Source organism: Streptomyces deccanensis, assembly GCF_022385335.1.
Taxonomy (GTDB): Bacteria; Actinomycetota; Actinomycetes; order Streptomycetales; family Streptomycetaceae; genus Streptomyces; species Streptomyces deccanensis.
This window is the reverse complement of the sequence record NZ_CP092431.1, coordinates 2,457,611-2,483,074: the sequence shown is the minus strand read 5'-3', so window position 1 is coordinate 2,483,074 and position 25,464 is coordinate 2,457,611. Positions and strand designations below refer to the sequence as shown.

Annotated in this window: 24 protein-coding genes; 15 read left to right on the top strand and 9 right to left on the bottom strand. The window is 71.7% G+C overall.

Annotated elements, in window-relative coordinates; genetic code table 11:
• Positions 1-124 precede the first annotated feature (124 nt).
• Together L3078_RS11085 and L3078_RS11080 are read left to right on the top strand one after the other, a co-directional pair.
• Positions 125-790 (top strand): GntR family transcriptional regulator, encoded by a 666-nt coding sequence (locus L3078_RS11085; RefSeq protein ID WP_239753270.1) that lies wholly within the window; start codon positions 125-127, stop codon positions 788-790.
• Between the two features lie 67 nt (positions 791-857).
• Complete coding sequence (locus tag L3078_RS11080; protein ID WP_239753268.1) at positions 858-1,877, top strand: 1-aminocyclopropane-1-carboxylate deaminase; 1,020 nt, start codon at positions 858-860, stop codon at positions 1,875-1,877.
• Positions 1,878-1,966: 89 nt separating this feature from the next.
• Here the strand turns inward: L3078_RS11080 and L3078_RS11075 are convergent, their stop codons facing one another.
• The 8 genes from L3078_RS11075 to L3078_RS11040 all read right to left on the bottom strand — a co-directional run bounded on the left by L3078_RS11075 (position 1,967) and on the right by L3078_RS11040 (position 9,666).
• A complete protein-coding gene (locus L3078_RS11075; RefSeq protein ID WP_239760275.1) occupies positions 1,967-3,166 on the bottom strand; it encodes a TerD family protein in 1,200 nt (399 codons plus the stop codon).
• A gap of 74 nt (positions 3,167-3,240) precedes the next feature.
• Entirely contained in the window at positions 3,241-3,462 is a 222-nt protein-coding gene (locus L3078_RS11070; protein WP_239753266.1) for a hypothetical protein, read from the bottom strand.
• A gap of 98 nt (positions 3,463-3,560) precedes the next feature.
• Entirely contained in the window at positions 3,561-4,550 is a 990-nt protein-coding gene (locus L3078_RS11065) for a zinc-dependent alcohol dehydrogenase family protein (RefSeq protein WP_239753265.1), read from the bottom strand.
• Positions 4,547-5,383 (bottom strand): carbohydrate ABC transporter permease, encoded by an 837-nt coding sequence (locus L3078_RS11060; protein WP_239753263.1) that lies wholly within the window; start codon positions 5,381-5,383, stop codon positions 4,547-4,549. Before L3078_RS11060 ends, L3078_RS11065 begins: the two co-directional genes overlap by 4 nt.
• Positions 5,380-6,318 carry a carbohydrate ABC transporter permease gene (locus L3078_RS11055; protein WP_239753261.1) on the bottom strand — a complete coding sequence of 313 codons (939 nt, stop codon included), beginning with the start codon at positions 6,316-6,318 and terminating at the stop codon, positions 5,380-5,382. Before L3078_RS11055 ends, L3078_RS11060 begins: the two co-directional genes overlap by 4 nt.
• Complete coding sequence (locus L3078_RS11050) at positions 6,315-7,682, bottom strand: ABC transporter substrate-binding protein (protein ID WP_239753259.1); 1,368 nt, start codon at positions 7,680-7,682, stop codon at positions 6,315-6,317. The genes L3078_RS11055 and L3078_RS11050 overlap by 4 nt, the downstream gene beginning before the upstream one ends.
• Positions 7,683-7,786: 104 nt before the next feature.
• Positions 7,787-8,548, bottom strand: a complete 762-nt coding sequence (locus tag L3078_RS11045) for a DeoR/GlpR family DNA-binding transcription regulator (RefSeq protein ID WP_239760274.1) — start codon at positions 8,546-8,548, stop codon at positions 7,787-7,789.
• Between the two features lie 308 nt (positions 8,549-8,856).
• Positions 8,857-9,666, bottom strand: coding sequence for an NAD-dependent epimerase/dehydratase family protein (locus tag L3078_RS11040; protein ID WP_239753258.1), 810 nt, complete (start codon positions 9,664-9,666; stop codon positions 8,857-8,859).
• A 204-nt stretch (positions 9,667-9,870) separates the two neighbouring features.
• On the opposite strand from L3078_RS11040, the gene L3078_RS11035 reads away from it, so the two are divergent.
• Together L3078_RS11035 and L3078_RS11030 are read left to right on the top strand one after the other, a co-directional pair.
• Positions 9,871-10,845, top strand: coding sequence for a 5-dehydro-4-deoxyglucarate dehydratase (locus L3078_RS11035; RefSeq protein WP_239753257.1), 975 nt, complete (start codon positions 9,871-9,873; stop codon positions 10,843-10,845).
• Positions 10,842-12,008, top strand: a complete 1,167-nt coding sequence (locus L3078_RS11030; protein ID WP_239753256.1) for a hypothetical protein — start codon at positions 10,842-10,844, stop codon at positions 12,006-12,008. Before L3078_RS11035 ends, L3078_RS11030 begins: the two co-directional genes overlap by 4 nt.
• A gap of 34 nt (positions 12,009-12,042) precedes the next feature.
• On the opposite strand, the gene L3078_RS11025 is transcribed toward L3078_RS11030, so the two are convergent.
• Complete coding sequence (locus tag L3078_RS11025; protein WP_239753255.1) at positions 12,043-13,272, bottom strand: MFS transporter; 1,230 nt, start codon at positions 13,270-13,272, stop codon at positions 12,043-12,045.
• A 155-nt stretch (positions 13,273-13,427) separates the two neighbouring features.
• On the opposite strand from L3078_RS11025, the gene L3078_RS11020 reads away from it, so the two are divergent.
• The 11 genes from L3078_RS11020 (at position 13,428) to L3078_RS10970 (ending at position 25,451) form a co-directional block, all read left to right on the top strand.
• Positions 13,428-14,021 (top strand): TIGR03086 family metal-binding protein, encoded by a 594-nt coding sequence (locus L3078_RS11020; protein ID WP_239753254.1) that lies wholly within the window; start codon positions 13,428-13,430, stop codon positions 14,019-14,021.
• Between the two features lie 90 nt (positions 14,022-14,111).
• Complete coding sequence (locus tag L3078_RS11015; RefSeq protein ID WP_239753252.1) at positions 14,112-14,861, top strand: MBL fold metallo-hydrolase; 750 nt, start codon at positions 14,112-14,114, stop codon at positions 14,859-14,861.
• A 174-nt stretch (positions 14,862-15,035) separates the two neighbouring features.
• Complete coding sequence (locus L3078_RS11010) at positions 15,036-15,701, top strand: GntR family transcriptional regulator (protein ID WP_239753250.1); 666 nt, start codon at positions 15,036-15,038, stop codon at positions 15,699-15,701.
• Between the two features lie 93 nt (positions 15,702-15,794).
• Positions 15,795-16,706, top strand: a complete 912-nt coding sequence (locus L3078_RS11005; RefSeq protein WP_239753249.1) for a dihydrodipicolinate synthase family protein — start codon at positions 15,795-15,797, stop codon at positions 16,704-16,706.
• A gap of 14 nt (positions 16,707-16,720) precedes the next feature.
• Positions 16,721-18,490: an L-arabinonate dehydratase gene (gene araD, locus L3078_RS11000; protein ID WP_239760273.1), complete on the top strand. Its 1,770-nt coding sequence runs from the start codon at positions 16,721-16,723 to the stop codon at positions 18,488-18,490.
• Between the two features lie 216 nt (positions 18,491-18,706).
• The gene (locus tag L3078_RS10995) at positions 18,707-19,663 is read left to right on the top strand and encodes a carbohydrate ABC transporter permease (RefSeq protein WP_239753246.1); all 957 of its coding nucleotides are present in this window, start codon (positions 18,707-18,709) and stop codon (positions 19,661-19,663) included.
• Positions 19,660-20,562: a carbohydrate ABC transporter permease gene (locus L3078_RS10990; protein ID WP_239753245.1), complete on the top strand. Its 903-nt coding sequence runs from the start codon at positions 19,660-19,662 to the stop codon at positions 20,560-20,562. The genes L3078_RS10995 and L3078_RS10990 overlap by 4 nt, the downstream gene beginning before the upstream one ends.
• Positions 20,559-21,875 carry a pectate lyase family protein gene (locus L3078_RS10985; protein WP_239753244.1) on the top strand — a complete coding sequence of 439 codons (1,317 nt, stop codon included), beginning with the start codon at positions 20,559-20,561 and terminating at the stop codon, positions 21,873-21,875. The genes L3078_RS10990 and L3078_RS10985 overlap by 4 nt, the downstream gene beginning before the upstream one ends.
• The gene (locus tag L3078_RS10980) at positions 21,872-23,047 is read left to right on the top strand and encodes a Gfo/Idh/MocA family protein (RefSeq protein ID WP_239753243.1); all 1,176 of its coding nucleotides are present in this window, start codon (positions 21,872-21,874) and stop codon (positions 23,045-23,047) included. Before L3078_RS10985 ends, L3078_RS10980 begins: the two co-directional genes overlap by 4 nt.
• Positions 23,044-23,892, top strand: coding sequence for a DUF6807 domain-containing protein (locus L3078_RS10975; protein WP_239753242.1), 849 nt, complete (start codon positions 23,044-23,046; stop codon positions 23,890-23,892). The genes L3078_RS10980 and L3078_RS10975 overlap by 4 nt, the downstream gene beginning before the upstream one ends.
• Positions 23,889-25,451, top strand: a complete 1,563-nt coding sequence (locus L3078_RS10970) for a glycoside hydrolase family 43 protein (protein WP_239753241.1) — start codon at positions 23,889-23,891, stop codon at positions 25,449-25,451. Before L3078_RS10975 ends, L3078_RS10970 begins: the two co-directional genes overlap by 4 nt.
• The last annotated feature ends 13 nt before the right edge of the window (positions 25,452-25,464 follow it).

Here is a 25,464-nt window from a genome sequence, read left to right as displayed (position 1 = left end):
TTGCGGCTGCATCCTGTAGCCGCTGGCGGCAGGAGGATGAAGCAAGCGGCTGTCCCATGGCTGGGGAGTGCAACGCTTCTGCCCCCTTGTCTGAACTTCACACTGACATCTAACATTTCAGTCCGTGGAGGCCATACGACCGGTCGGGCGCACCCTTCTCAGGGACCGTGCCTACCAAGCCATCCGGGACGCCATCGTGGCCGGGGAGATCGAGCCCGGTGCGGTGGTGCGCGACGCCGAGCTCGCGGAGTTGCTGGGGCTGTCCCGGGCGCCGGTGCGGGAGGCGTTCTCCCGGCTGGTCGACGAGGGGCTGCTGGAGACCAAGCCGCAGAGCTACACGCGGGTCACGGCCGTCGTGGCCGCCGATGTGCGGGACGCGGCGGCCGTGGTCGGGGCCATGCACGAGCTGGCCACCCGGATCGCGGTGCCCCGGTTGTTCGCGGCGGACGTCGAGACGATGCGCTCGGCCAACAAGCGGTTCGCGGCGGCCGTCCGCACCGGCGACGTGGACGCCGCCCTCGTCGCCGACGACGAACTCCACGACGTCCTCGTCCGGGTCAGTGGCAACCGCGCGGCCGCCGCCACCATCGCCCGCTACACCCCGCTCATCCGCCGCCTGGAGCGCCGGCGCTTCGGCGAGGGCGGCAACTGCCGCTCGGCCGGCCTGCACGACCAGCTGATCGAGGCCTGCGCGGGCGGCGACACGGACGAGGCGGTCCGCGTGACGGCGGAGATCTGGCGGGGCCTCGCGGCACTCGTCGACGAGCTGGCCGAGGACATCGACCACTGAACGTCGTACCTCGGCCACACCCCACCCCACCACGTACCGCCTGCCCCACTTCACCCCGGGAGGACCCGTGTCCCTGTCTTCGTTCGCGCGCTATCCGCTCCTCTTCGGGCCCTCGCCGGTGCACCCCCTGGAGCGCCTGACGGCCCACCTGGGCGGGGCCGCCGTCTGGGCCAAGCGGGAGGACTGCAACTCCGGTATCGCGTACGGCGGCAACAAGACCCGCAAGCTGGAGTACCTGGTCGCCGACGCGCTCGCGCAGGGCTGCGACACCCTCGTCTCCATCGGCGGTGTGCAGTCCAACCACACCCGCCAGGTCGCCGCCGTCGCCGCCCGCGCCGGGCTCAAGTGCGTGCTGGTGCAGGAGAGTTGGGTCGACTGGCCGGACGCCGTCTACGACAAGGTCGGCAACATCCTGATCAGCCGGCTGGCCGGCGCCGACGTACGGCTCGTCCGGGCCGGCTTCGGCATCGGCTTCAAGGAGAGCTGGGAGCTGGCGCTCAGGGAGGTCGAGGAGAGCGGCGGCAAGCCGTACGCCATCCCGGCCGGCGCCTCCGACCACCCGCTCGGCGGCCTGGGCTTCGCCGGCTGGGCGTACGAAGTCGCCGAACAGGAGCAGGAGTTGGGCGTCTTCTTCGACACGGTGATCGTGTGCTCGGTGACCGGCTCGACGCAGGCCGGCATGGTCGCCGGTTTCGCCGCGCTGGAGGAGGCGGGCGGGCGAACGCGCCGGGTGATCGGCATCGACGCCTCGGCCAAGCCGGCCACCACCCGTGAACAGGTCGCGCGGATCGCCCACAACACCGGGCAACTCATCGGTCTCAAGCGGGAGTTGACCGTCGACGACGTCGAGCTGGACGAGCGCTACCACGCCGGGATCTACGGTGTCCCGGACGACGCCACCCTCGTCGCCATGCAGCTCGCGGCACGCACCGAGGGCATGGTCACCGACCCCGTCTACGAGGGCAAGTCCATGGCAGGCATGGTCGACCTGATCGAACGCGGTGAGATCGCCCCGGACTCCACCGTCCTCTACGCCCACCTCGGCGGACAGCCGGCACTGAACGCGTACAGCGGTGTGATCCAGTGACGGCGCCCTTCTGAGCCGGCCGCGTTCTTGAGTCGGCCGCGTTCTTGAGCCGGGCGCCCTCCTGAGTGGGGCGCCCGGCGATGTCTGTGTCAGAGGGCCTGGGCCGCCGGCTTCACCATCCCCCTGACGGTGCGGGACTTCACGAAGTCGCCCATCGCGGTCATCTCCCACTCGCCGGAGAACTGCTTGATCAGCTTGGCCATCATCACGCCGGTCTGGGCCTCGGCGTTGGTGAGGTCGAAGCGGACCAGTTCCTCGCCGGTCGCGGCGTCGAGCAGACGGCAGTAGGCCTTGGCGACCTCGGTGAACTTCTGGCCGGAGAAGGAGTTGACGGTGAAGACCAGCCCGGTGACGTCCTGGGGGAGCCGGCCGAGGTCGACCGCGATCACCTCGTCGTCGCCGCCGCCCTCGCCCGTGAGGTTGTCGCCGGAGTGCTTGATCGCGCCGTTGACGATGGACAGCTTGCCGAAGTAGCAGCTGTCGATGTGGTTGCGCTGGGGGCCGTACGCGATGACCGACGCGTCCAGGTCGATGTCCTTGCCCCGGTACGCCGGCTCCCAGCCGAGGCCCATCTTGACCTGGGAGAGCAGCGGGCGGCCGCCCTTGACCAGGGAGACCGTCTGGTTCTTCTGGAGGCTGACGCGGCCCTTGTCCAGGTTGATCTTCCCGGCGCCGGGAGCGGGCGGGGCCGGAGGGGCCGCGGGGGGCGGAGGCGCGGCGGCGACGCGGGGGTCGACGGGCGGGGCGGCCGGGGTCTGCATGGCCGGGGCGACGGGCTGCGCCGGGGCCGGGGCGGGTTCCTCCACGGTGACGCCGAAGTCCGTCGCGATGCCGGCGAGGCCGTTCGCGTACCCCTGGCCCACCGCGCGGGCCTTCCAGGCGCCGTTGCGCAGATAGACCTCCACGATCACCAGGGCCGTCTCCGTGCCCAGCTGCGGCGGGGTGAACGTGGCGATCACCGCGCCGTTCGCCGCGTCACGGATCGTGGCCGTCGGTTCGACGCCCTGGAAGGTCTGGCCGGCCGCGTCGGGGCTGGCCGTGACGACGATCTTCTCGATGCCCGGGGGGACGGCCGTGGTGTCCACCGTGATCGAGTCGGGGGTCGTGCCGCCGCCGGAGCGGTACGTCACGCCCGGGCCGCTCGGCTGGTTGTAGAAGATGAAGTCGTCGTCCGAGCGGACCTTGCCGTCGGGGGTGAGCAGCAGGCCCGAGACGTCGAGCCGCACGGGCGCGGCGACGTCCACCGCGACGCGGGTGACGGGCAGCGGGATGTTCGAGCCGGGGGTCATAGCGGTCATGCCGGGAGAACGATTCGAGCCGCTTTACCGTTCCCTTACCCAGGCGTGCCGGTCGGCCGTTCGGGTCAGCGGCGGTTGCGGGGGTGCTCCCGGGCCGTGCGTTCGTTGCCCCGTCGGTAGTTCCCGGTCCAGCGGGCCATGACCAGCTGTGGGTCGCCCGCCGCGACCTCGGCGAGGAACCGGGCAGCTCGGGGGCCGCGCAGTGTCGTGGCCGCGCGGCCGTGGTGGTCGATCGTCACGGTGGTGTCGGAGTGCTCGGTGTAGGTGAACCCGCTGGGGCGTGGCATGTCGCTGAGGGTAGGGGCGGCAGCGGGCGACGGCCCAGCGAATTTCGGTCGCCCGACGGCGCGCCCGGCGCCCGTGGCCGCTCCCCGGCACCCAGGCCCTACGGCACCACGACGATCTTCCTGCCCACCCCCGCCGCGAACTGTTCCAGAGCCTGGGGATAGCGCTCCAGCGGCACCCGGTCGCTGATGAAGACGTCCGGGTCCAGGGCGCCGTTCGCGAAGAGTTCCGCCGCGCGTTCGAAGCTGTGCAGGACGGCCATGGAGCCCGTGATGGTGATCTCCTGGTTGTAGATGCGGTAGGGGTTGATGGTGACCCGGGTCGCGTAGTCGGCCACTCCGAACTGGAGGAAGGTGCCCGCCTTGGCCACGCGGTCCAGGCCGTCCTGGATCGCGGCGGCGTTGCCCGTCGCGTCGATCACCACGTCCCAGCCCTGGGGCCGGTCCAGTTCGTCGGGCCCCGCCGCCGCCCCCGAGACGCCCAGCTGCCGCGCCGTCTCCAGCCGGGCGGGGTTCACGTCGACCACGTCCACGCTCGCCGCGCCCGTCCGCTTCGCGAGTTCCAGCATCATCAGCCCCATCGTGCCCGAGCCGTAGATGAGGACGTGCGCGCCGAGGCGGGCGCGCAGGATGTCGTAGCCGCGTACCGCGCAGGACAGCGGTTCCACGAGCGCCGCGTCCTGCGTGCGGACGTGCTCCGGGAGCCGCACGCAGTTCGCCACCGGCGCCACCGCGTACTGGGCCGCGCCCCCGGCCGTGGTGACCCCGATCGCGGCCCACCGCTCACAGAGGTTGTTGTGGCCGGTACGGCAGTAGCGACACTCGTGGCAGTACAGGGACGGGTCGACGGCCACCCGGTCGCCGACGGACAGTTCGGTGACCCGGCCGCCGACGCCGACCACCTCGCCCGCGAACTCGTGGCCGGGCACGATCGGCAGCTTCGGGGCGAACTCGCCCTGGAGGATGTGCAGATCGGTGCCGCACAGACCGCACGCGGCGACCTCGACGACGACCTCGCGGGGGCCCGGTGTCGGGTCCGGGACCTCGGCGACGACGGCCTTGCCCACGGACTCGATGACGGCGGCCTTCATTTGACGGCTCCCAAGGAGAGGCCCTGGACCAGCTTGTCCTGGGCGGCGAACCCCGCGGCGAGCACCGGCAGGGAGATGACGAGCGACGCGGCGCACACCTTGGCCAGGAACAGGCCCTGGCTGGTGATGAAGCCGGTCAGGAAGACGGGCGCCGTCTCGGCGACCACACCCGTCAGCACCCTCGCGAACAACAACTCGTTCCAGCTGAAGATGAAGCAGATCAGAGCCGTCGCGGCGATCCCCGGGGCCGCGATGGGCGCCACCACGCGGGCCAGGACGGTCGGCAGCCGGGCGCCGTCCAGGTGCGCGGCCTCGATCACCGCGACCGGGACCTCCGCCAGGAAGGACTGCATCATCCAGACGGCGATCGGCAGGTTCATGGAGGTGTAGAGGACGACCAGCAGCCAGATGTTGTCCAACAGGCCCGTGTTCTTGGCGAAGAGGTAGAGGGGGAGCAGGCCCGCCACCACCGGCAGCATCTTCGTGGAGAGGAAGAAGAACAGGACGTCCGTCCACTTCTTCACCGGCCGGATCGACAGCGCGTACGCCGCCGGGAAGGCGAGGAGGAGGACGAGAAGGGTCGACGCCAGGGACGCCACCGTCGAGTTGATCAGGGCGGGCCAGGGGCTGGCCCCGCCGCCCACGCCGAAGAACTCGCGGTAGCCGTCGAGGGTCAGGGAAGCCGCCCAGGACGGGGGGTTGGTCGCCGCGTCCGGCTCCGAGTGCAGCGAGGTCAGCACCATCCAGGCGATGGGCAGGAAGAAGAGGAGACCGAGCAGCCAGGCCGCCACGCCCAGGCCGATTCCCTTGTGTTTCACGGCAGTCGGCCTCATGAGCGGCCCACCTCCTCGCGGAACAGCGACGACACCACGCGCAGGGCGAACGTCGCGATGATGATGGAGCCGATGACGACCAGGACGCCGGCGGCCGAGGCGAGGCCGTTCTCGTGGGCCTGGTAGAAGGTCTGGTAGACGGTGTACGGCAGGTTCGCGGTGCCCAGGCCGCCCGACGTGATCGTGAAGACCGCGTCGAAGTTCTGGACGATGTAGATCGAGCCCAGCAGCGCGCCCAGTTCCAGGTAGCGGCGCAGGTGCGGGAGCGTCAGATGACGGAAGATCTGCCAGTCGCTCGCGCCGTCGACCCGGGCCGCCTCGATCTGCTGCTGGTCCCTGGACTGCAGTCCCGCCAGCAGGATCAGCATCATGAACGGCGTCCACTGCCACACCAGGGAGGCCTCGACCGCGAGCAGCGGGGTGTCGGAGATCCAGTCCGGCTGGGGGCCGCCGACGTAGTGCAACAGGCCGTTGAACAGGCCGTATTCGGGGTTGTAGAGGACGTGCTTCCAGAGCAGGGCCGCCGCCACCGGGACCACCAGGAAGGGGGCGATGAGGAGCGTGCGGACGATGCCCCGGCCGCGGAATCTACGGTCGAGGAGCAGGGCGAGCCCCAGGCCGAGGACCAGGCTGGCGAGGACCACGGCGACCGTCAGCAGGATCGTCGTCCACACCGAGCGGCGCAGGTCGGGGTCGGTGAGGACCTCGCTGTAGTTGGCGAAACCGGCGAAGGCGCGGGCGTCGGGGTAGAGGGAGTTCCAGTCGAAGAAGGAGATCACCAGCGTCGCCACGAACGGGAGTTGGGTCACGGCGATCATGAAGATCAGGGCGGGCAGGAGCGGGGCGCGGGTCGCCCAGGCGCGCAGCCGGGCGTTCGGTGTGCCCTGGATGCGTACGGGGGTCGCCGCCCTCGGCGCTGTCGTGGTCGCGGTCATCGTCCCTCGTACTCCTCGGAGATCTGCTCGGCGAGCTCCTGCGACTTCCTCAGGGCCGACGCGACGGACTGGCGTCCGGCGATGGCCGCGCTGATCTCCAGGGAGACCTTGGTGCCGAGGTCGGTGAACTCGGGGATGCCGACGAACTGGATGCCGGGCGCGGGGCGCGGCTGCACGCCGGGGTCGGTGGGCCGGGCGCCCTCGATGGCCTCGCGGGTCATCTCCTGGAAGGCGGCTGCCTCCTCGCGGTAGTCGGGGTTCGCGTACGTGGACTCCCGCTTGCCGGCGGGTACGTTCGACCAGCCGATCTCGTCGCCGACCAGTTCCTCGTACTCCTTGCTCGACGCCCAGGAGACGAACTTCCAGGCCTTGTCCGGGTTCCGGGAGGCCGCCTGGATCCCCCAGGCCCAGGTGTAGAGCCAGCCGGAGGACTCGGTCCTCTCGACCGGCGCCGGTACGTAGCCGACCTTGCCCTTCACCGGTGAGTCGGCCGCCTCCAGGGAACCGGCGGCGGACGTGGCGTCGTACCACATGGCGACCTTGCCCTGGGTCATGTTGTTGAGGCACTCGGCGAAGCCGGCCTGGGCGGCGCCGGATTCGCCGTGTTCGCGTACGAGGTCGACGTAGAACCTGGTGGCCCGCTCGAACTCGGGGGAGTTCAGCCGTGCCTTCCAGTCCTTGTCGAACCAGGTGCCGCCGAAGGTGTTCACGACGGTGGTGAGGGGTGCCATGACCTCGCCCCAGCCGGGCAGTCCGCGCAGACAGATGCCCTTCATGCCGTCCTCGGCCCCGTCGGCCTTCGCGGCGAGGTCGGCGACCTGTCGCCAGGTGGGGCGGTCGGGCATGGTGAGGCCCTGCTCGGCGAAGACGTCCTTGCGGTACATCAGGAAGGACGACTCGCCGTAGAACGGTTCTCCGTAGAGCTTGCCGTCGTCGCCCGTCAGGGACTGGCGCATCGGCTTCAGGATGTCCTGCTGGTCGAAGGCCGGGTCCTTCGCGACGTAGGGGTCCAGCTCCTCCAGCCAGCCGTTGCGGGCGTAGATGGGGATCTCGTAGTTGCTGAGCGTGGCCACGTCGTACTGGCCCGCCTGGTTGGCGAAGTCCTGGCTGATCTTGTCGCGGACGTCGTTCTCCGGCAGCACGGTGAAGTTCACCTCGATGCCGGTTTCCTTGGTGAAGTGCGCGGCGGTGAGCTTCTGCAGCTCCTGCATCTGGGGGTTGTTGACCATCAGGACGTTGATGGCGTCGCCGCCGGACCCCGCCCCGCCCGCCCCGGTCCAGCAGCCGGAGAGAAGCGGGGCGAGCAGCGTCCCTGCGGCGACCGCGGCGAGTGCGCGCGGCCTCCGTCGGCTCGGGATTCGCATGGATCGCTCCTGGACGTATGGGGAGAAATAGGTCTCTTCGAAGCAAGGGGGAGGTGGAGTGGGGTGGGGTGGGGTGAAGTAGGAAGGGGAGGGAGTCGGTGGTGTCAGACGCGGACGACCTGGGGCCCCAGCAGCGAGTACCGGTGGGCCTCAGCCGTCGGCAGCAGCGTGCTGGTGACGATCGCGTCCAGGTCGCCGACCTCGGCGAACCGGCAGAAGCTGACCGCGCCGAACTTGGTGTGGACGCCCGCGAAGACCGTGCGCCGGGAAGCGCGGATCGCCTGGGCCTTGACCTCGCTGACGGCCGGGTCGGGGGTGGTGAGGCCGTGTTCGCGGGTGATGCCGTTGGCGCCGATGTACGCCAGGTCGATGACGAAACCGGCCAGCATCCTCGTCGTCCAGTGGTCCACGGTGGCGAGGGTGCCGGGGCGTACCCGGCCGCCGAGCAGCAGCACGGTGGTGTTGCCGGCCTCGGCGAGGGCGCCCGCCGTGGCGAGTGAGGCGGTGACCACGGTCAGCGGCCGGTCCCGGGGGAGCGCCTCGGCGATGAGCTGCGGGGTGAAGCCCTCGTCGACGAAGACGGTCTCGGCGTCGCCCAGCAGTTCCGCCGCCGCGGCGGCGATCCGGCGTTTCTCGGGCACGTGGCTGGTGGCGCGGAAGGCGAGCGTCGTCTCGAAGCCGGCGCTCTCCACGGGGTACGCGCCGCCGTGCGTCCTGCGGACCAGCCCGTGGTCCTCCAGGGCGCGCAGATCGCGCCGTACGGTCTCCTTGGCGACGCCCAGGGCGACGGCGAGGTCGGCGACGTCGACCGCGCCCGTGCGGCGGGCGGCCCTGACGATCTCGCGCTGCCTCTCCTCCGCGCTCATGGCCGACACCCGCTCTCCCTCGCCTCGCCGTGCTGCTGCCCGTTCGGGCCCGCTGCGGGCCTTGGAGGAAGTTCTACAGCGGGTGCGCGGCGCCGACCAGGCCTGTTGCGCGTCCGATGCTGCCCGTCCCTGACCGTTTCAGGCGGCCGGGGCCCGTCGCGGACCTGGGGCGGAGGGGGGATCGGGCAACGGGCGTGCCCGCATACGGGAGCGGGCGGGCCCGTTCGGTGCCCGCCCGCTCCTTCCGTGCGCCGCACGGCCCTCGTTTCCCGTACGACGCACGAACCCTTGGGTCCGCTCCGGCGCGGTCAGTACGGCCAGATCGGCGGGTCGCTCACGAAGTGGCCGCCCAGGTTGGCGTGGGCCTCGTTCCCGGGGTCCAGCTCGCCCTGTTCGGCGAGCAGCTTCTCGGCGTACGGCTCGGAGTCGTCCTGCGGCTCGTAGCCGAGGGCGCGGGCCGTGGAGAGGTCCCACCACAGGCGGGTGTTGGCGGAGGAGCCGTAGACGACGGTGTGGCCGACGTGCTCGGCGGTCAGGGCCGCGTGGAGGAGGCGGGCGCCGTCGGCCGGGCTCATCCAGAGCGAGAGCATGCGCACGCTGGTCGGCTCGGGGAAGCAGGAGCCGATGCGGACCGAGACCGTCTCCAGGCCGTGCTTGTCCCAGTAGAACTGGGCCAGGTCCTCGCCGAAGGACTTGGACAGGCCGTAGAAGGTGTCGGGGCGGTGGGGGACGTCGACCGGGATGAGGGGGTCGTCGCCCTGCGGCCTCGGGGTGAAGCCGACCGCGTGGTTGGAGGAGGCGAAGACGATCCGGGGCACGCCCTCCTCACGGGCGGCCTCGTACAGGTTGTACGTCCCCTCGATGTTCGCCTTGAGGATCTTCTCGAAGGGGGCTTCCAGGGAGATGCCCGCGAGGTGGATGATCGCGTCGACGCCCCGCACGGCCTCGCGCAGGGCCTCCTTGTCGGCGAGATCGGCGGCGATCGCGTCCGGCTCGCCCTCCACGGGGCGCACATCGAGGAGGCGCAGCTCGTAGCCGTACGCCGGGAGGAGCTCCCGCATCAGGGTGCCGAGTCCACCGGCGGCGCCGGTGAGCAGAACGGTGCGGGGAGCGGGCATCCTCGGGTCTCCTTGCATCGCCAACCGTGCACATGGGCGTCCGGTATTCACATTCATGGACACGCTAGGGAGCGTGGGCCCCGTGCGTCAAGTGTGACGCCGCGTCGCGAAATCGCTGGTGCGGTGCGGGTTACCCGGCTTGACCGGCCGCAAGGAGGCGGCTTAGCGTGCTGCTGTTCAGAAATGTAAACACTGATCAGCGACATGGACTTGGGAGAGCCCGTGACGTCAGCCCCTCTCGCCGCCCGGCTCAGGATCCCCACCGGACCGCTGTTCTTCCCCGTCACGGCGTACGGCCCGGACGGCGGCGTCGACCTCGACGTCTGTCGCGCGCACGTCCGCCAAGGCGTCGACGCCGGTGCGGCCGCCGTCTTCGTCGCCTGCGGCACCGGCGAGTTCCACGCGCTCACGCCCGAGGAGTTCCAGAGTTGCGTCCGGGCCGCCGTCGCGGAGACGGCTGGCCGGGTGCCCGTGGTGGCCGGCGCGGGCTACGGCACCGCCCTCGCCGTGCGCTACGCGCGCCTCGCCGAGGAGGCGGGCGCCGACGGCCTGCTCGCCCTGCCGCCGTACCTCGTCGTGGCCGCCCAGGAAGGGCTGCTGCGCCACTACCGGGAACTGGCCGCCGCGACCTCCCTCCCGGTCGTCGTCTACCAGCGCGACAACGCGGTCCTCACCCCGGAGACCGTCGTCGAACTGGCCCGCACGGAAGGGATCGTCGGCCTCAAGGACGGCGTCGGCGACCTCGACCTGATGACGCGGATCGTGAGCGCGGTACGCGCCGAGGCCCCGGCCGCCGGCGACTTCCTCTACTTCAACGGCCTGCCGACCGCCGAGCTGACCCAGCCCGCGTACCGGGGCGTCGGGGTCCCCCTGTACTCGTCGGCCGTCTTCTGCTTCGTCCCGGAGATCGCCCTCGCCTTCCACCGGGCGCTCGAAGCCGGTGACCGTGCGATCGTGGAGCAACTGCTCGACGGGTTCTACCGGCCCTTCGTCGAACTCCGCGCCAAGGGCCGGGGTTATGCCGTGTCACTGGTCAAGGCCGGGGTACGGCTACGGGGACTGGACGTGGGCGGGGTACGGCCGCCGCTGCACGAGCCGGCCGAGGAACACGTCAAGCAGTTGGGTCAGTTGATCGAGCGCGGACACGCGCTGCTGGAAGAGTGCCAGGAGGGCCAGTGAAGGCGTCGACGTTCGTCTACCCGTGGGACGTCAACGGGGACCCGGCCGCCGCGGAACGCATCGCGGGGCTGGGCGTCAGTCAGGTGACGCTCGCCTCCGCGTACCACTCCACCCGCGCGCTCACCCCCCGCCACCCCCGGCAGCGCATCGTCACCGCCGAGCACGCGGCCGTGCTGTATCCGCCGGGGGTGCGCTGGGAGGGCCGTACGCTGCGGCCGTACCCGGCGGGGCAATGGGCGCCGGGCGACGCGTTCGGCGAGGCGGCGACGGCCCTCGCGCACGCCGGCCTGGAGGTGCACACCTGGGTCGTCCTCGCCCACAACTCCCGGCTCGGCGCCGAGCACCCCTCGACCTCCGTGGTCAACGCCTACGGCGACCGGTACCCGTGGGCCCCGTGCGTCGCGCAGGAGGCGTCCCGGGAGTACCTCGTCGACCTGGCCGTGGAGGCGGCGGTCCGGCCGGGCGCCCGCGGCACGGAACTGGAGTCGCTCGGCTGGTACGGGATCTCCCACCTCCACGCCCACGACAAGACGGGCGGCGTCGGGCTCGGGGACGCCGGGCAGTACCTGATGTCGCTCTGCTTCTGCGGGACCTGCCGCGCCGGTTACGCCGAAGCCGGCCAGGACCCCGAGGAACTCGCGGCCGCCGTCCGTACCGCGCTGGAACCGCTGTGGCGGGGCGAGGCCGTCGACGAGGGCTGGCCGGCCGTGGAGAAGCTGCTCGGCGCGGAGCCGGCGGCCGCCACGCGCGCGTGGCGCGACGCGATCGCCCGCTCCCTCCAGGAGACCACCGTCGAGGCGGTACGGGCCGCCGCGCCCGCCGGGTTCCAGATCCTGCTGCACGCGGACCCGGTGGCGTACCACTGCGGCGCGAACCCGGGGGTCGACCCCGCGCACATCCTCGGCGTGGCGGACGGCGTGGTCGTCCCGTGCGCGGGCGGCCCGGGACTGCTGCCGGCCTTCGCCGAGGTCGGCGCGGAGAACACCGTGCTGGCCGCCAACTTCGGCATCGTGTCGGGCATGGGCGGCAGCCCGGTCACCCTGGCCGAGGACGCGGGCCGCGCGGCGGAACTGGGCGCGACGGAACTCCGGCTGTACCACGCGGGACTGGCCTCGGACCAGGACCTGACGGCGGCACGGGAGGCGCTGACGGCGGTGGGGTGAGCCGGGGCGGGGCGCGTACGGGGTCACGCACGGCTCAGGGCCGGCGCAGCAGTGCGGCCGCCGGCAGGAGAGCGAGGGCTCCCACCGTCACCGACAGCACCGGGAGGTCGACCGGTCCCACCAGGGACGCGCCGATCGCCATGCCCACCGCCGTCGGAGCGAACAGCAGGGTCTGGGCGGTGGCCGTGGCGCGGCCCAGCAGGTGGGGTGGCGTCCCGCGCTGCACCGCGGTGAGCGTGGCCACGAGGACGCACGGCAGCCCGGCGCCGATCGCCGCGCCGCACACGAGGGCCACCGTGTCGTCGGGCACCGCCCGCAGCGCCACCGCCACCCCGGTCAGGGCGATCCCGTACGCGGCGAAGCGGCGTTCGCCCAGGCGGCGCAGGAGGACGCCCGTGGCCAGGCCGACGGCGACGGAACCGGCGCCCTGGGCCACGTGGAGCAGGCCGGCGTACGCGGGGGAGTGGCCGAGGGATTCGACCACCGCGAAGATCAGGGAGCCGTTCACGCCGGAGAGCAGCATGGTCGTGCCGCCGGCCAGGACCAGGGGCCGCAGGCGCCGGTCCGTGAGGAGGTGGCGGGCACCTTCCGCCGTGCGGGTGCGCAGGCCCGGGGCGGGGCGGTCGACGGGGACGGGGTGTGGCTCCCGGGTCCGCACCAGCCCGTACAGTCCCGCGGCCGCGACGAACGTCACCGCGTCCAGCAGGGCCACCGTCGCTCCGCCGTACGCCGCGTACAGGCCCGCCCCCGCCAGGGGCGCCAGCAGCTTCATGCCCTCGTTCGCCGTCATGCGCAGACCGTTGAAGTCGCCCAGGAGGGCGGGGGTGACGGCGGTGGCGACGAGGGCCGACTCCGCCGCGTCGTGGACGACACCCGCCGCGCCGTATACGAGGAGGACCGCGTAGAGGAGCCACAGGTCGCCCGGGGAGTCGACGGTGAAGAGGGTGAGGAGGAGGGCGGCCAGGGCGAGGTCGGTGGTGATGAGGAGGGCGCGGCGGTGGCCCCGGTCCGCGAGCGTGCCGAGGACGGGGCCGGCGAGGAGCGGGGCCCACAGCGCGAACGCGCACAGCGCCGCCAGCGCGTCCGAGCCGGTGAGGTCCTTGACCCAGACGCCCGCGACCAGCCACATCGCCGACGAACCGAGGCCCGAGACCACCACCCCGGCCAGATACAGCCCCGCGTCGCGGTCCCGGAGCACGCGCCGCACCGCCCATGTCGTGGATGCCACGGAAGCCTTGGGGGTCTTGGGATTCCTGGGTGTCATGGCTGGTCAGCGTGGCTCTAAGGCCCGGGCGTGCGGATCGGGCGGATGCCCTAGGAATCGTCACCGGGAAGGGTGGGCGGCACGCGGGCGATGAGTTCCCGGGGCGGCGGCGGTCTACCGAAAACGAAGGACGAAGCCCGGCGAAGGAGTACCGCATGACCGACCACGGTTCGATCCCGCTCGACCTCGGCCCGCAGACCCGGACCGTCGCCCGGCTCGTCGCGGCCGTCCGGGACGACCAGCTCTCCGGACCCACCCCGTGCCCCGCGTACGAGGTGCGCCATCTCCTCGGGCATCTGCTCGGGCTCGCCACCGCCTTCCGGGACGCGGGCCGCAAGGAGCTGGGGGCCACGACGGACACCGACCCGCAGGCGGCGCTGCCCGACATCGGGCCCGGCTGGCGCGAGGCGCTGCCGCGCGTGCTCGACGAGCTGGCGGAGGTCTGGCGGGACCCGGCCGCGTGGACCGGTGAGACCCGGGCGGGCGGGGTGCCGCTGCCGGGGGCCGTCGCCGGGGCCGTGGCGACGGACGAACTCGTCGTGCACGGCTGGGACCTCGCCCGGGCGACCGGTCAGCCCTACGAAGCCGATCCGCCGGCCCTCGCCGCGACGCACGCCTTCCTCGAGGAGTCGGTCGACGACCCCTCGCGCGGCGAGATCTTCGGCCCGGTCGTGCCCGTCCCGGACGACGAGCCGCTGCTCGACCGGGCGATCGGACTGAGCGGACGTGATCCCAAGTGGAAGCCATAGCGGCCACCACACGAGCAACACCATGAGCAACCCACGAAAGAACGCACAAACGCGGCACGCGCCCCCGCCCGCGTCCGTACGCTCCCGAGCATGCCCCTGAGCCTCACCGTCCTCGGCACCGCCTCCCCGCACCCCGGACCGGGCCGCCCCGCCTCCGGATATCTGCTGCGCGGTGGGGGCGCCGAGGTGTGGGTGGACGCGGGCTTCGGCACGTTCGCCGAGTTGCAGCGGCACACGGACCCCACCCGGCTCACGGCGATCTGGATCTCCCATCTGCACGCGGACCACTGCGCGGACCTGCTGGCCGCGACCTACGGGTTCGCCTACGGCGGCCTCACCCTGCCGGCCCCGCTTCCGGTCTACGCGCCCGGCGACTGCGCCGCCCGGATCGCGGGGTTCCTCGGGAAGCCGGACAGCACCTTCCTGAACGGGGTGTTCGACTTCCGTCCCCTGTACGACGGCCACGCCGCCCGGCACTGGAACCTCACCCTCACCGCCCGCGCCGTCGTCCACGACGTGGAGGCGTACGGGCTGCGCGCCGAGTGCCAGGGGCGGGTGTTCGCGTACTCGGGGGACAGCGGGCCGTGCGACGCGCTGAGTTCCCTCGCGGGCAGCGCCGACCTGTTCCTGTGCGAGGCGGACGTCGACACGCATCGCGAAGGCGAACCCCGGGTGCACCTCACCCCGGAGGAGGCCGGGGCGTACGCCAAGGGCGCCGGCCGGCTGCTGATCACGCACGTCGGGCCCTCGCTCACCCCGGAGGGAGCGACCGGGCGGGCGGCGGTGGTCTTCGGCGGCCCGACCGAGAGCGCGCGGGTGGGGGACACCCACACCGTGTGACGTCCGCATCGGGTGACAGTCAAATGGGGTGACACCCCCATCATGTGACCGCGCGCACTACTTCTTCTGTCAGAAGCATTGACGAAACATGGGCCCCCTCCTACCTTCAACGCGTCGTACTTCGTACGTCATATATGAGACGCGATATGTGAGATCCGAGAGCGAGAGGCGCGCATGACCTCTGTGCCCACGCCGATCCCGTCCCGCACGCAGTTCGTGCTGGAGGGGATCAAGCACCGCATCCTCACCGGGCAGTTGACGCCCGGTCAGGCCCTGGTCGAGACCGAGCTGGCCGCGCAGTTCGGGGTGTCCAAGACGCCCGTGCGCGAGGCCCTGAAGACGCTGGCCGGGACCGGGCTCGTCGTGATGAGCCAGTACAAGGGCGTCACGGTGCGCATGGTGGACGCGGACATGGCGCGCGAGGTCTACGACGTACGGCTGCTCCTGGAGCCGGAGGCGTTGCGGCGCTCGGTGCGGCGCGGGGCCTCGTGGAACGCGGCGAGCGACGCGCTGGCCAGAGCCGACGAGGCCACGGACACCGCCGAACGGTCGCTGGCCAACCGGGAGTTCCACCGCGCGCTGTACGTGCCGTGCGGCAACCCGCTGCTCGGCCGGATGCTGGACGAGGTGCGCGACCAGGCCGCCCTGGTCTCGGCCGTCGCCTGGGCCGCCGACCCCTCCTGGGAGCGGGAGGCCACCGAGCACCGGGAGATCCTGCGGCTCGCCCTGGACGGCGACGCCGACGGCGCGGCCACCGCCCTCCACGCGCACATCGCCTCGTTCGTCGAGCGGGCCTTCCCGGGGGCCGGCGAGGAACCGCCGGGCCGACAGGCCCCGTAAGCCCCGAGTCCAGAGGCACGGTGGAGCCGCACGAAGCGCCGGCACCGCCGGCCCCCACAGCCTCCAAGAGCTCCTCGCAGAGGAAGGTCATCCATGAGCAGCGTGACGTTCGAGACCCAACGGACGGCTCTGGCCGACGTGGTCGCGATCCCGGTGACTCCGTTCGCCGAGGACGGCACCGTCGACCAGGGCGCCCACCGGGCCCTGCTGCGTCGGCTGCTCGACGGTGGGATCACCACGCTCACCCCGAACGGCAACACCGGTGAGTTCTACGCCCTCACCCCCGAGGAACGCCGCCTCGTCACCGAGTTGACCATGGACGAGGTCGGCGACCGGGCCGTGCTCCTGGTCGGTGTCGGGCACGACGTACCGACCGCGATCGCCTCCGCCGAGCACGCCCGCGAGGTCGGCGCGCAGATGGTGATGGTCCATCAGCCGGTGCACCCGTACGTCTCGCAGAGCGGCTGGGTCGACTACCACCGGGCGATCGCGCGGGCCGTGCCCGAGCTCGGCGTCGTGCCCTACATCCGCAACGCCCAGCTCACCGGCGAACGCCTCGCCGAACTCGCCGACGACTGCCCGAACGTGATCGGCGTCAAGTACGCCGTGCCGGACGCCGCGCGCTTCGCCGCCTTCGCCCGCGACGCCGGCCTGGAGCGCTTCGTCTGGGTGGCCGGGCTCGCCGAGCCGTACGCCCCCTCCTACTTCTCGGCCGGCGCCACGGGCTTCACCTCCGGCCTGGTGAACGTCGCCCCGGCCGTCTCGCTGAACATGATCGAAGCGCTTCGATCGGGGGACTTCCCGGCCGCCATGAAGGTCTGGGAGCAGATCCGCCGCTTCGAGGAGCTGCGCGCCGCCAACGGCTCCGCCAACAACGTCACCGTCGTCAAGGAGGCCCTCGCCTCCCTCGGCCTCTGCCGCCGCGACGTCCGGGCCCCCAGCAGGCACCTGCCCGAGGACGAACGCGCCGAGGTCGCGGCCATCGCCGCCGGATGGTCGATATGAACGAGCCGACCGACATGACGCACCCCGAAGAGCCGCGTACGACGCAGCCCGAAGAGCTCCGTGTGAAGAAGCCCGAAGAACTCCGCAGCCACCAGTGGTACGGCACCGACGGCCTGCGTTCCTTCAGCCATCGGGCCCGCACCCGCCAGCTCGGCTACCTCCCCGAGGAGCACCTCGGCAAGCCGGTCATCGCGATCCTCAACACCTGGTCGGACATCAACCCCTGTCATGTGCACCTCCGGGATCGCGCGCAGGCGGTCAAGCGAGGGGTGTGGCAGGCCGGAGGCTTCCCGCTGGAGTTCCCGGTCTCGACCCTCTCCGAGACCTTCCAGAAGCCGACCCCCATGCTCTACCGCAACATGCTCGCGATGGAGACCGAGGAGCTGCTGCGCTCGTACCCCGTCGACGGGGCCGTGCTGATGGGCGGCTGCGACAAGTCGACGCCCGCGCTGCTCATGGGCGCGGCCTCCGTCGACCTGCCGGCCGTGTTCGTGCCCGCCGGGCCCATGCTGCCGGGGCACTGGCGCAACGAGGTCCTCGGCTCCGGCACCGACATGTGGAAGTACTGGGACGACAAGCGCGCCGGGCTCATCGGCGACTGCGAGATGACCGAGCTGGAGTCCGGTCTCGCGCGTTCGCCGGGCCACTGCATGACCATGGGGACGGCGTCCACGCTGACCGCCGCCGCCGAGGCCCTCGGGGTCACCGTCCCGGGCGCGTCCAGCATCCCGGCCGTCGACTCGGGCCATGACCGCATGGCGGCCGCCGCCGGTCTCCGTATCGTCGAACTGGTCCGCAGGGACCGGAAGTTGAGCGACATCCTCACCGCCGACGCCTTCGAGGACGCCGTCACCACCGTCCTCGGACTCGGCGGCTCCACCAACGCGGTCATCCACCTCATCGCGATGGCCGGCCGCGCGGGCGTCAAGCTCACCCTCGACGACTTCGACCGCGTCGCCCGTACGGTCCCGGTGCTCGCCAACGTCCGGCCCGGCGGCCGGACGTACCTGATGGAGGACTTCCACTTCGCCGGTGGCCTCCCCGGGTTCCTGTCCCGGATCACCGACCTGCTGCACCTGGACCGGCCGACCGTCTCGTACGACACGATGCGCGAACAGCTCGACGGCGCGCTCGTCCACAACGACGACGTGATCCGGACCCGGGACAACCCGGTCGCCACCGAGGGCGGGGTCGCCGTCTTGCGCGGCAACCTCTGCCCGGACGGCGCGGTCATCAAGCACATCTCGGCCGAGCCGCACCTGCTGAAGCACACCGGCCCCGCGGTCGTCTTCGACGACTACCGGACCATGCAGCGGACGATCAACGACCCGTCCCTCGGCATCACCGCCGACAGCGTGCTGGTGCTGCGCAACTCCGGCCCCAAGGGCGGGCCGGGCATGCCCGAGTACGGGATGCTGCCCATCCCCGACCACCTGCTGAAGCAGGGCGTCCGGGACATGGTGCGGATCTCCGACGCCCGGATGAGCGGCACGAGCTACGGCGCCTGCGTCCTGCACATCGCGCCGGAGTCGTACATCGGCGGCCCCCTCGCCCTCGTCCGCACCGGTGACTCGATCACCCTCGACGTCGAGGCGCGCACACTTCGACTCAACGTGGACGACGAGGAGTTGGAGCGCCGCCGCGCCGAGTGGACGCCACCGCCCACCCGCTACGAACGCGGCTACGGCGCGCTCTACAACGACCAGATCACCCAGGCCGACACCGGCTGCGACTTCGAGTTCCTGGCCAGACCGGGCATGGTCCCGGACCCGTACGCGGGCTGAGCGCCCCGTAGGGGCGCGGGGAACTGCGCGACCAGCCCCCACGCACCCGCACCCGCCAACGCACCACAAGCCGCACCCCGAACCGCGCCCCGCACACCCACGCACAGCGAGAAAGCGCTTCCTGCACCACGACGCACCCCGACGCACCCAAAGCGCCACGACGCACCACGACGCACCGCAACGCACCACGACACACCCAGAAACGGAGCCCCAGTCATGGCCCAAGCCGCAGCCGTGGCGAAGCCGCCCGCGCCGCCCCGGCGGAGCCGTGCGCGGAGCAGTGCGCGCCGTGCCTCCGCGACCCCGCGCAGGCTGCCGTACCTGCTGATCGCCCCGGCCGCCCTGCTCATGCTGGGCTTCATCGCCTATCCGGTCATCAGCGTCTTCTACTACAGCCTGCAGCACTACAACCCCACGAAGCCCTGGCGGAACGGCTTCGCCGGCTTCGACAACTTCGTCCACGCCTTCACCGAGGACCCCCTCTTCTGGGACACCCTCGTCTTCAGCGCCAAGTGGGTGATCGTCGAGGTCTCGCTGCAGCTGCTCTTCGGTCTCGCCCTCGCGCTCATCGTCAACCAGACGTTCGTCGGCCGCGCCATCGGCCGCGCGCTGGTCTTCTCGCCCTGGGCCGTCTCGGGCGTGCTGACCTCCGCGATCTGGGTGCTGCTCTACAACTCCCAGACCGGCATCACCCGCTACCTCGCGGACATGGGCATCGGCGAGTACGGCACCAGCTGGCTCTCCGACACCTCCACCGTCTTCTCGGCGGCGATCGTCGCCGACCTGTGGCGCGGTGTCCCCTTCTTCGCGATCCTCATCCTCGCCGACCTCCAGTCCATCTCGAAGGACCTGTACGAGGCCGCCGAGGTCGACGGCGCCAGCCGCATACGGCAGTTCGTGCACATCACGCTGCCGCACCTGAAGGACGCGATCATCCTCTCCACGCTGCTGCGCGCGGTGTGGGAGTTCAACAACGTCGACCTGCTCTACACGTTGACGGGCGGCGGACCGGCCGGAGTGACGACGACGCTCCCGCTGTACATCGCCAACACCTCCGTCGACGCCCACAACTTCGGCTACGCGTCCGCCCTGACCACGGTCGCGTTCGTGATCCTGCTCTTCTGCTCGATGGTCTATCTGCGGCTGAGCAAGTTCGGAGGCGAGTCCAAGTGATCACCAAGGACGCCGAGAAGGTCGCCCCGACGCGGCCCGCGCCCACGGCCGAGGAGCCCCCGCAGCGACCGGGCAAGGTCCACCGCGCCTGGGACGAGGTCCCCCGCTGGCAGATCTACCTCCCGCTGTCGATCTACCTGGTCTTCACCCTCGTCCCCTTCTACTGGATCCTGCTGTTCGCGCTGCGCAAGCCCGGCTCGACCTCGCTCGTGCCCTGGCCGATGACGTTCGAGCACTTCGAGAAGGTGTGGAACGAGCGTTCGTTCGGCATCTACTTCCAGAACAGTGTGCTGGTCGGCGTGGTCACCCTGGTGATGACCACCCTGGTCGCCCTGGCCGGCGGCTACGCCCTCGCCCGCTTCGACTTCAAGATCAAGCGCGGGTTCATGCTGGCGCTGCTGTGCTCCCAGTTCGTGCCGGGCGCACTGCTCCTCGTGCCGCTGTTCCAGATCTTCGCCGAGCTGCGGATGATCAACTCGCTCGGCAGCGTCATCCTCGCCGAGACGGTCTTCCAGCTGCCGCTGTCGATCATCCTGATCAGCAACTTCATCAAGAACGTGCCGTACTCGCTGGAGGAAGCGGCCTGGGTGGACGGCTGCAACCGCTTCACCGCGTTCCGGGTGGTCGTGCTGCCGCTGCTGCGGCCCGGCCTGATCGCCGTCGGCTCCTTCGCCTTCGTGCACTCCTGGAACCACTTCCTCTTCGCCCTGATGTTCCTCAACAACCAGGCCAAGCAGACCATCCCGGTCGGCCTCAACACCCTGCTCAGCGCCGACAGCGTCGACCTGGGCGCGCTGGCCGCCGGCGGCATCATCGCCGCCGTCCCGGTGGTCATCGTCTTCGCCTTCATCCAGAAGTGGCTGATCACGGGCTTCAGCGCGGGGGCGGTGAAGGGATGAGCGGACGCAGGAGGAGTCTGCAACTCCTCGCCCTCGCGGGGGTGTTGGGCGCCACGCTCACCACCCCGGCCGGGGCGGAGTCCCGGGGCGCCGACCGGGACATCAGCCGGGACACGCTCGCGACGGACGACGGCTGGGCGGCCGCCGACGGTGGTACCACGGGGGGTTCCACCGCAGACGACGCCCATGTCCTCACCGTCCGCACCCGCGCCGAACTGGTGCGCGCGCTCGACGGCGGCAGCGCCACCCCGAAGATCATCCGGATCGCCGGGACCATCGACGCCAACACGTCCGACGACGGCGGAAAGCTCGACTGCGCCGACTACGCGACCGACGGCTACGACCTGCGGAAGTACCTGGCCGCCTACGACCCCCGCACCTGGGGTTCCGCCAAGCCCAGCGGCCCCCAGGAGGAGGCCCGCCAGGCGTCGGCGGCGCGGCAGGCCGAGCGGGTCGAGCTGGCCGTCGGCTCCAACACCACCATCGTCGGCCTGAAGGGTGCCGTCCTGAAGGGCGCGAGCCTCCAGCTCAGGGGCGCGGACAACGTCATCGTCCGCGACCTCGAACTCCGCGACGCCTACGACTGTTTCCCCCTCTGGCAGCCCAACACCGGCGGCCTCGGCGACTGGAAGACGGCGTACGACAACATCTGGGTGCGCGGCTCCAGCCACGTCTGGATCGACCACGTCACGATCTCCGACCAGGGGCACCCGGACGAGGACGAGCCGACGTACTTCGGCCGCAACTACCTCCGGCACGACGGCCTGCTCGACATCACCAACGCCTCCGACCTGGTCACCGTCTCCTGGAGCCGCTTCGCCGACCACGACAAGGGCATCCTGATCGGCAACGGCGACACGGCCACCGGCGACCGGGGCAAGCTGCGGGTGACGCTGCACCACAACCAGTTCGAGAACGTCGTGCAGCGCGCGCCGCGCGTCCGGTTCGGACAGGTGCACCTCTACAACAACCGGTACGTCGTCCCGGCCGACGCCCACGACTACCGCTACTCCCTGGGCGTCTCCACCGAGTCCGCCGTGTACGCCGAGAACAACGCGTTCACCACCCCCGGCCACATCGAGGTCGCCGACCTGGTCAAGAGCTGGAACGGCACCGCCCTGCACCAGACGGGCACCCTCTTCAACGGCTATCCGGTGGATCTCCTGGCCATCCACAACGCCTACAACTCCGGCAGCGAGCGGGATCTCACGGCCGACGTGGGCTGGACGCCTACCCTGCACCAAAAGATCGACAGCGCCGGGAGGGCCGACCGAGAGGTGGCACGCGGCGCGGGCGCAGGGAGGATCCGATGACCACCACCACGTACGAGAACCCGCTTCCGCTCGTCCTCGCGGGCGCCCGCGGCCACGGCCGCTGGCACCTGGAGAACATCCGGCGCCTCGCCGACAAGGGGATCGTCCGGCTCGCCGGGATCTGCGAACTGACCCCGCTGGGCGCCGACGAGATCCCCGACGGCCTCGGCACGCCCGAGCAGTCCGCCGACTTCGGGGCGCTCCTCGACTCCACGGGCGCCGCCATCGCCGTGATCTGCACGCCCATCCCCACCCACACCGACCTGGCGCTGACGGCCGCCGAGCGGGGCGTCCACGTCCTGCTGGAGAAGCCGCCGGCCCCGTCGTACGCCGAGTTCCGCCGGATGGCCGACGGGGTCGCGGCGGCCGGGACGGTCTGTCAGATCGGCTTCCAGTCGCTGGGCTCGCACGCCCTGCCCGCGATCCGCAGGATGGTCGAGGAGGGCCTGATCGGCGACGTCGTCGGCATCGGCGGCGCCGGTGCCTGGGCCCGCGCCGAGGCGTACTACCGGCGCGCGCCCTGGGCCGGGAAGCGGCGCATGAACGGTGTGGACGTGCTCGACGGGGCGCTCACCAACCCCCTCGCGCACGCCGTCGCCACCGGCCTGGCCCTCGCCGACGCGGGCCGTGCCGAGGACGTCGCCGGCATCGAGACCGAGCTGCTGCGCGCCAACGACATCGAGTCCGACGACACCTCCTGCGTCCGGATCACCACCACCGGCGGCGGCCGGATCACCGTCGCCGCCACGCTGTGCGCCGAGGACCCGGACGACCCGTACAACGTCGTGCACGGCACCAGCGGCCGGATCACCTTCTGGTACAAGCAGGACCGGGTGCTCGTCCAGCGCGCCGGACACGGTCCGGAGGAGATCGAGTACGGCCGCACGGACCTGCTGGAGAACCTCGTCGACCATCTCGTCGACGGCACCGAACTGCTGGTCCCGCCGGAGGTGACCGGCGCGTTCATGAAGGTCGTGGAGGCGATCCGCACCGCCCCGGACCCGGTCGCGCTCCCGGCCGACGCCTGGCACCGGCTGCCCGACGAGGACCGCCGGGTCGTCGACGGCATCGACGGTCTCGTCGCGGCCGCCGCCGACGACCTCGCCCTCTACTCCGAACTCGGCGCCCCCTGGGCGCTCCCCGAAGCACCGGCGAAAGAGGTGAGCACATGACGATCACCGACGACTCCCTGATCCTGCGCGTCGCGGGCCGCCCGGTGGGCCGCTACCTCACCCGGCCCGAGCTGCCGGAACGGCTCTCCCCGCGCCCCTGTCTGCATCCCGTCACCACCCTGTCCGGTACGGCGGTCACCGAGCTGAGTCCCGCCGACCACCTCCACCACCTCGGCGTCGGTGTCGCCGTTCCCGACGTCGAGGGGCACAACTTCTGGGGCGGACGGACCTACGTCCGCGACCAGGGCCCGACCGAGCTCGACAACCACGGCTCCCAGCGCCACACCGCCTTCCAACTGCGCGACCCCGACGGTTTCGTCGAGGAACTGCGCTGGGTGGCCGCGGGCCGGGAGTGGCTGCGCGAGCGCCGTACCGTCGCGGCCACCGAACTGACCGACTCCGCCTGGGCGTTGGACTTCACCTTCTCCCTCACCAACATCACCGACGCCCCGGTGTCGATCGGCAGCCCCGCCACCAACGGCCGCCCCGGCGCCGCGTACGGCGGCTTCTTCTGGCGGGCCCGCAAGGAGGCCGAGGCACCCCGCGTCTTCACCGCCGAGGCGGAGGGCGAGGCCGAGGTCCACGGCAGCCGCGCCGACTGGCTCGCCCTGGCCGGCGCCACCTGGACGCTCGTCTTCGCCGGGGCCACCGACACCACACGGCGCGACCCCTGGTTCGTCCGCGCCGACGAGTACCCGGGCGTCGGCTCCTCCCTCGCCCACACCGACCGTCTCCCCATCGAGCCGGGCGGGACGGCCGTACGCCGGGTCGTCACCGTCGTCGCCGACGGCACCCTCGACCGGGGCGAGGCGGCGGCCCTCGTCCGCAAGGCGGTGAGCCCGTGACCACCTCGGTGAGCGCACCCGCCTTCTCCGCCGACCGGGGCGACGGCACCTACCGCAACCCCGTCCTCGACGCCGACTGGTCCGACCCCGATGTCCTGCGCGTGGCCGACGACTTCTACATGACGGCCTCCAGCTTCGGCCGGGCCCCGGGCCTTCCCCTGCTCCACTCCCGGGACCTGGTCAACTGGACGCTCGTCGGCCACGCGCTGCACCACCTCGAACCCGCCGCCGAGTTCAGGGCACCGCGCCACGACTGCGGGGTGTGGGCGCCCTCGCTGCGCCACTTCGACGACCGGTTCTGGATCTTCTGGGGCGACCCCGACCAGGGCGTCTTCCAGGTCAACGCCCCCGGGATCAGGGGCCCCTGGACCCGGCCGCACCTGGTCAAGGAGGGCAAGGGACTCATCGACCCGTGCCCGCTGTGGGACGAGGAGACCGGCGAGGCATATCTCGTGCACGCCTGGGCCAAGTCCCGCTCCGGCGTCAAGAACCGGCTCACCGGCCACCGGATGCGGCCCGACGGGACGGGTCTGCTCGACGAGGGCAAGGTGATCGTCGACGCGGACCGGCTCCCCGGCTGGTTCACGCTGGAGGGCCCCAAGCTCTACCGGCACGACGGCTGGTACTGGATCTTCGCCCCCGCCGGGGGAGTGGAGACCGGCTGGCAGGGCGCCTTACGCTCCCGCGACTTCTTCGGCCCGTACGAGGAGCGGATCGTCCTGGAGCAGAAGGACACCGACGTCAACGGGCCGCACCAGGGCGGCTGGGTGCGCACGGCGGCCGGCGAGGACTGGTTCCTCCACTTCCAGCAGCGGGGCGCGTACGGCAGGGTCGTCCACCTCCAGCCGATGCGCTGGGGCGCCGACGGCTGGCCCGTGCTCGGCGACGACGGCGCCCCCGTCGCCGTCCACCGCAAGCCGGCGCTGCCGGCGCAGCCGGCGGCCGCGCCCGCCACCGACGACGACTTCCCCGGCGGCCGCTTCGGACGCCAGTGGCAGTGGACCGCCAACCCGCAGGACGGCTGGGCCACCCAGCACTCCGGCGACGGGCTGCGGCTCACGTGCGTGCGCTCCGTGCACGCGCACGACCTGCGGAAACTGGCGAATGTGCTCACACAGCGGCTGCCGGGGATCCCGGCGGTCATCGAGGTGGAGCTGAGGCTCGACAGCGAGGAACCGGGGGCGCGCGCCGGGCTCGCGGTGCTCGGGGACGCGTTCCGCTGGATCGGGCTCCAGCGGGGTGCCGACGGGAGCGTGCATCTGGTCCACCGGTTCGCCGAGACCGTCGCCGAGCGGGAACGGGACGCCGATCACGCCCGTCCGGCGCCCGGGGGGCGGGCCCGGCTGCGGATCGAGACCTCGGCCGGGGCACGCTGCCGGTTCTCCTTCGACGTGGGGGAGGGGTGGCAGCCCTCGGGACAGGTCTTCGCCGCCACCCCCTGGCGCTGGGTCGGCGCCCTGCTCGGCCTCTTCGCGGTCGCGCCCACCGGCGGGGGCCACGCCGGGGCGGCCACGTTCACGCAGTTCCGGATCACCGCCGCACCGGACGGCACCGCCTGACCGCAGTCCTCGT

Bases quoted from the DNA above. Each gene is read 5' to 3' on its own strand.
- L3078_RS11005 (WP_239753249.1), top strand. From the start codon at position 15,795: ATGAGCAGCGTGACGTTCGAGACCCAACGGACGGCTCTGGCCGACGTG.
- L3078_RS11020 (WP_239753254.1), top strand. From the start codon at position 13,428: ATGACCGACCACGGTTCGATCCCGCTCGACCTCGGCCCGCAGACCCGG.
- L3078_RS10980 (WP_239753243.1), top strand. From the start codon at position 21,872: ATGACCACCACCACGTACGAGAACCCGCTTCCGCTCGTCCTCGCGGGC.
- L3078_RS11010 (WP_239753250.1), top strand. From the start codon at position 15,036: ATGACCTCTGTGCCCACGCCGATCCCGTCCCGCACGCAGTTCGTGCTG.
- L3078_RS11050 (WP_239753259.1), bottom strand. From the start codon at position 7,682: ATGCGAATCCCGAGCCGACGGAGGCCGCGCGCACTCGCCGCGGTCGCC.
- L3078_RS11015 (WP_239753252.1), top strand. From the start codon at position 14,112: ATGCCCCTGAGCCTCACCGTCCTCGGCACCGCCTCCCCGCACCCCGGA.
- L3078_RS10975 (WP_239753242.1), top strand. From the start codon at position 23,044: ATGACGATCACCGACGACTCCCTGATCCTGCGCGTCGCGGGCCGCCCG.
- L3078_RS10985 (WP_239753244.1), top strand. From the start codon at position 20,559: ATGAGCGGACGCAGGAGGAGTCTGCAACTCCTCGCCCTCGCGGGGGTG.
- L3078_RS11055 (WP_239753261.1), bottom strand. From the start codon at position 6,318: ATGACCGCGACCACGACAGCGCCGAGGGCGGCGACCCCCGTACGCATC.
- L3078_RS11070 (WP_239753266.1), bottom strand. From the start codon at position 3,462: ATGCCACGCCCCAGCGGGTTCACCTACACCGAGCACTCCGACACCACC.
- araD (WP_239760273.1), top strand. From the start codon at position 16,721: ATGACGCACCCCGAAGAGCCGCGTACGACGCAGCCCGAAGAGCTCCGT.
- L3078_RS11065 (WP_239753265.1), bottom strand. From the start codon at position 4,550: ATGAAGGCCGCCGTCATCGAGTCCGTGGGCAAGGCCGTCGTCGCCGAG.
- L3078_RS11060 (WP_239753263.1), bottom strand. From the start codon at position 5,383: ATGAGGCCGACTGCCGTGAAACACAAGGGAATCGGCCTGGGCGTGGCG.
- L3078_RS11035 (WP_239753257.1), top strand. From the start codon at position 9,871: ATGGACTTGGGAGAGCCCGTGACGTCAGCCCCTCTCGCCGCCCGGCTC.
- L3078_RS11075 (WP_239760275.1), bottom strand. From the start codon at position 3,166: ATGACCCCCGGCTCGAACATCCCGCTGCCCGTCACCCGCGTCGCGGTG.
- L3078_RS10995 (WP_239753246.1), top strand. From the start codon at position 18,707: ATGGCCCAAGCCGCAGCCGTGGCGAAGCCGCCCGCGCCGCCCCGGCGG.
- L3078_RS11025 (WP_239753255.1), bottom strand. From the start codon at position 13,272: ATGACACCCAGGAATCCCAAGACCCCCAAGGCTTCCGTGGCATCCACG.
- L3078_RS11040 (WP_239753258.1), bottom strand. From the start codon at position 9,666: ATGCCCGCTCCCCGCACCGTTCTGCTCACCGGCGCCGCCGGTGGACTC.
- L3078_RS11045 (WP_239760274.1), bottom strand. From the start codon at position 8,548: ATGAGCGCGGAGGAGAGGCAGCGCGAGATCGTCAGGGCCGCCCGCCGC.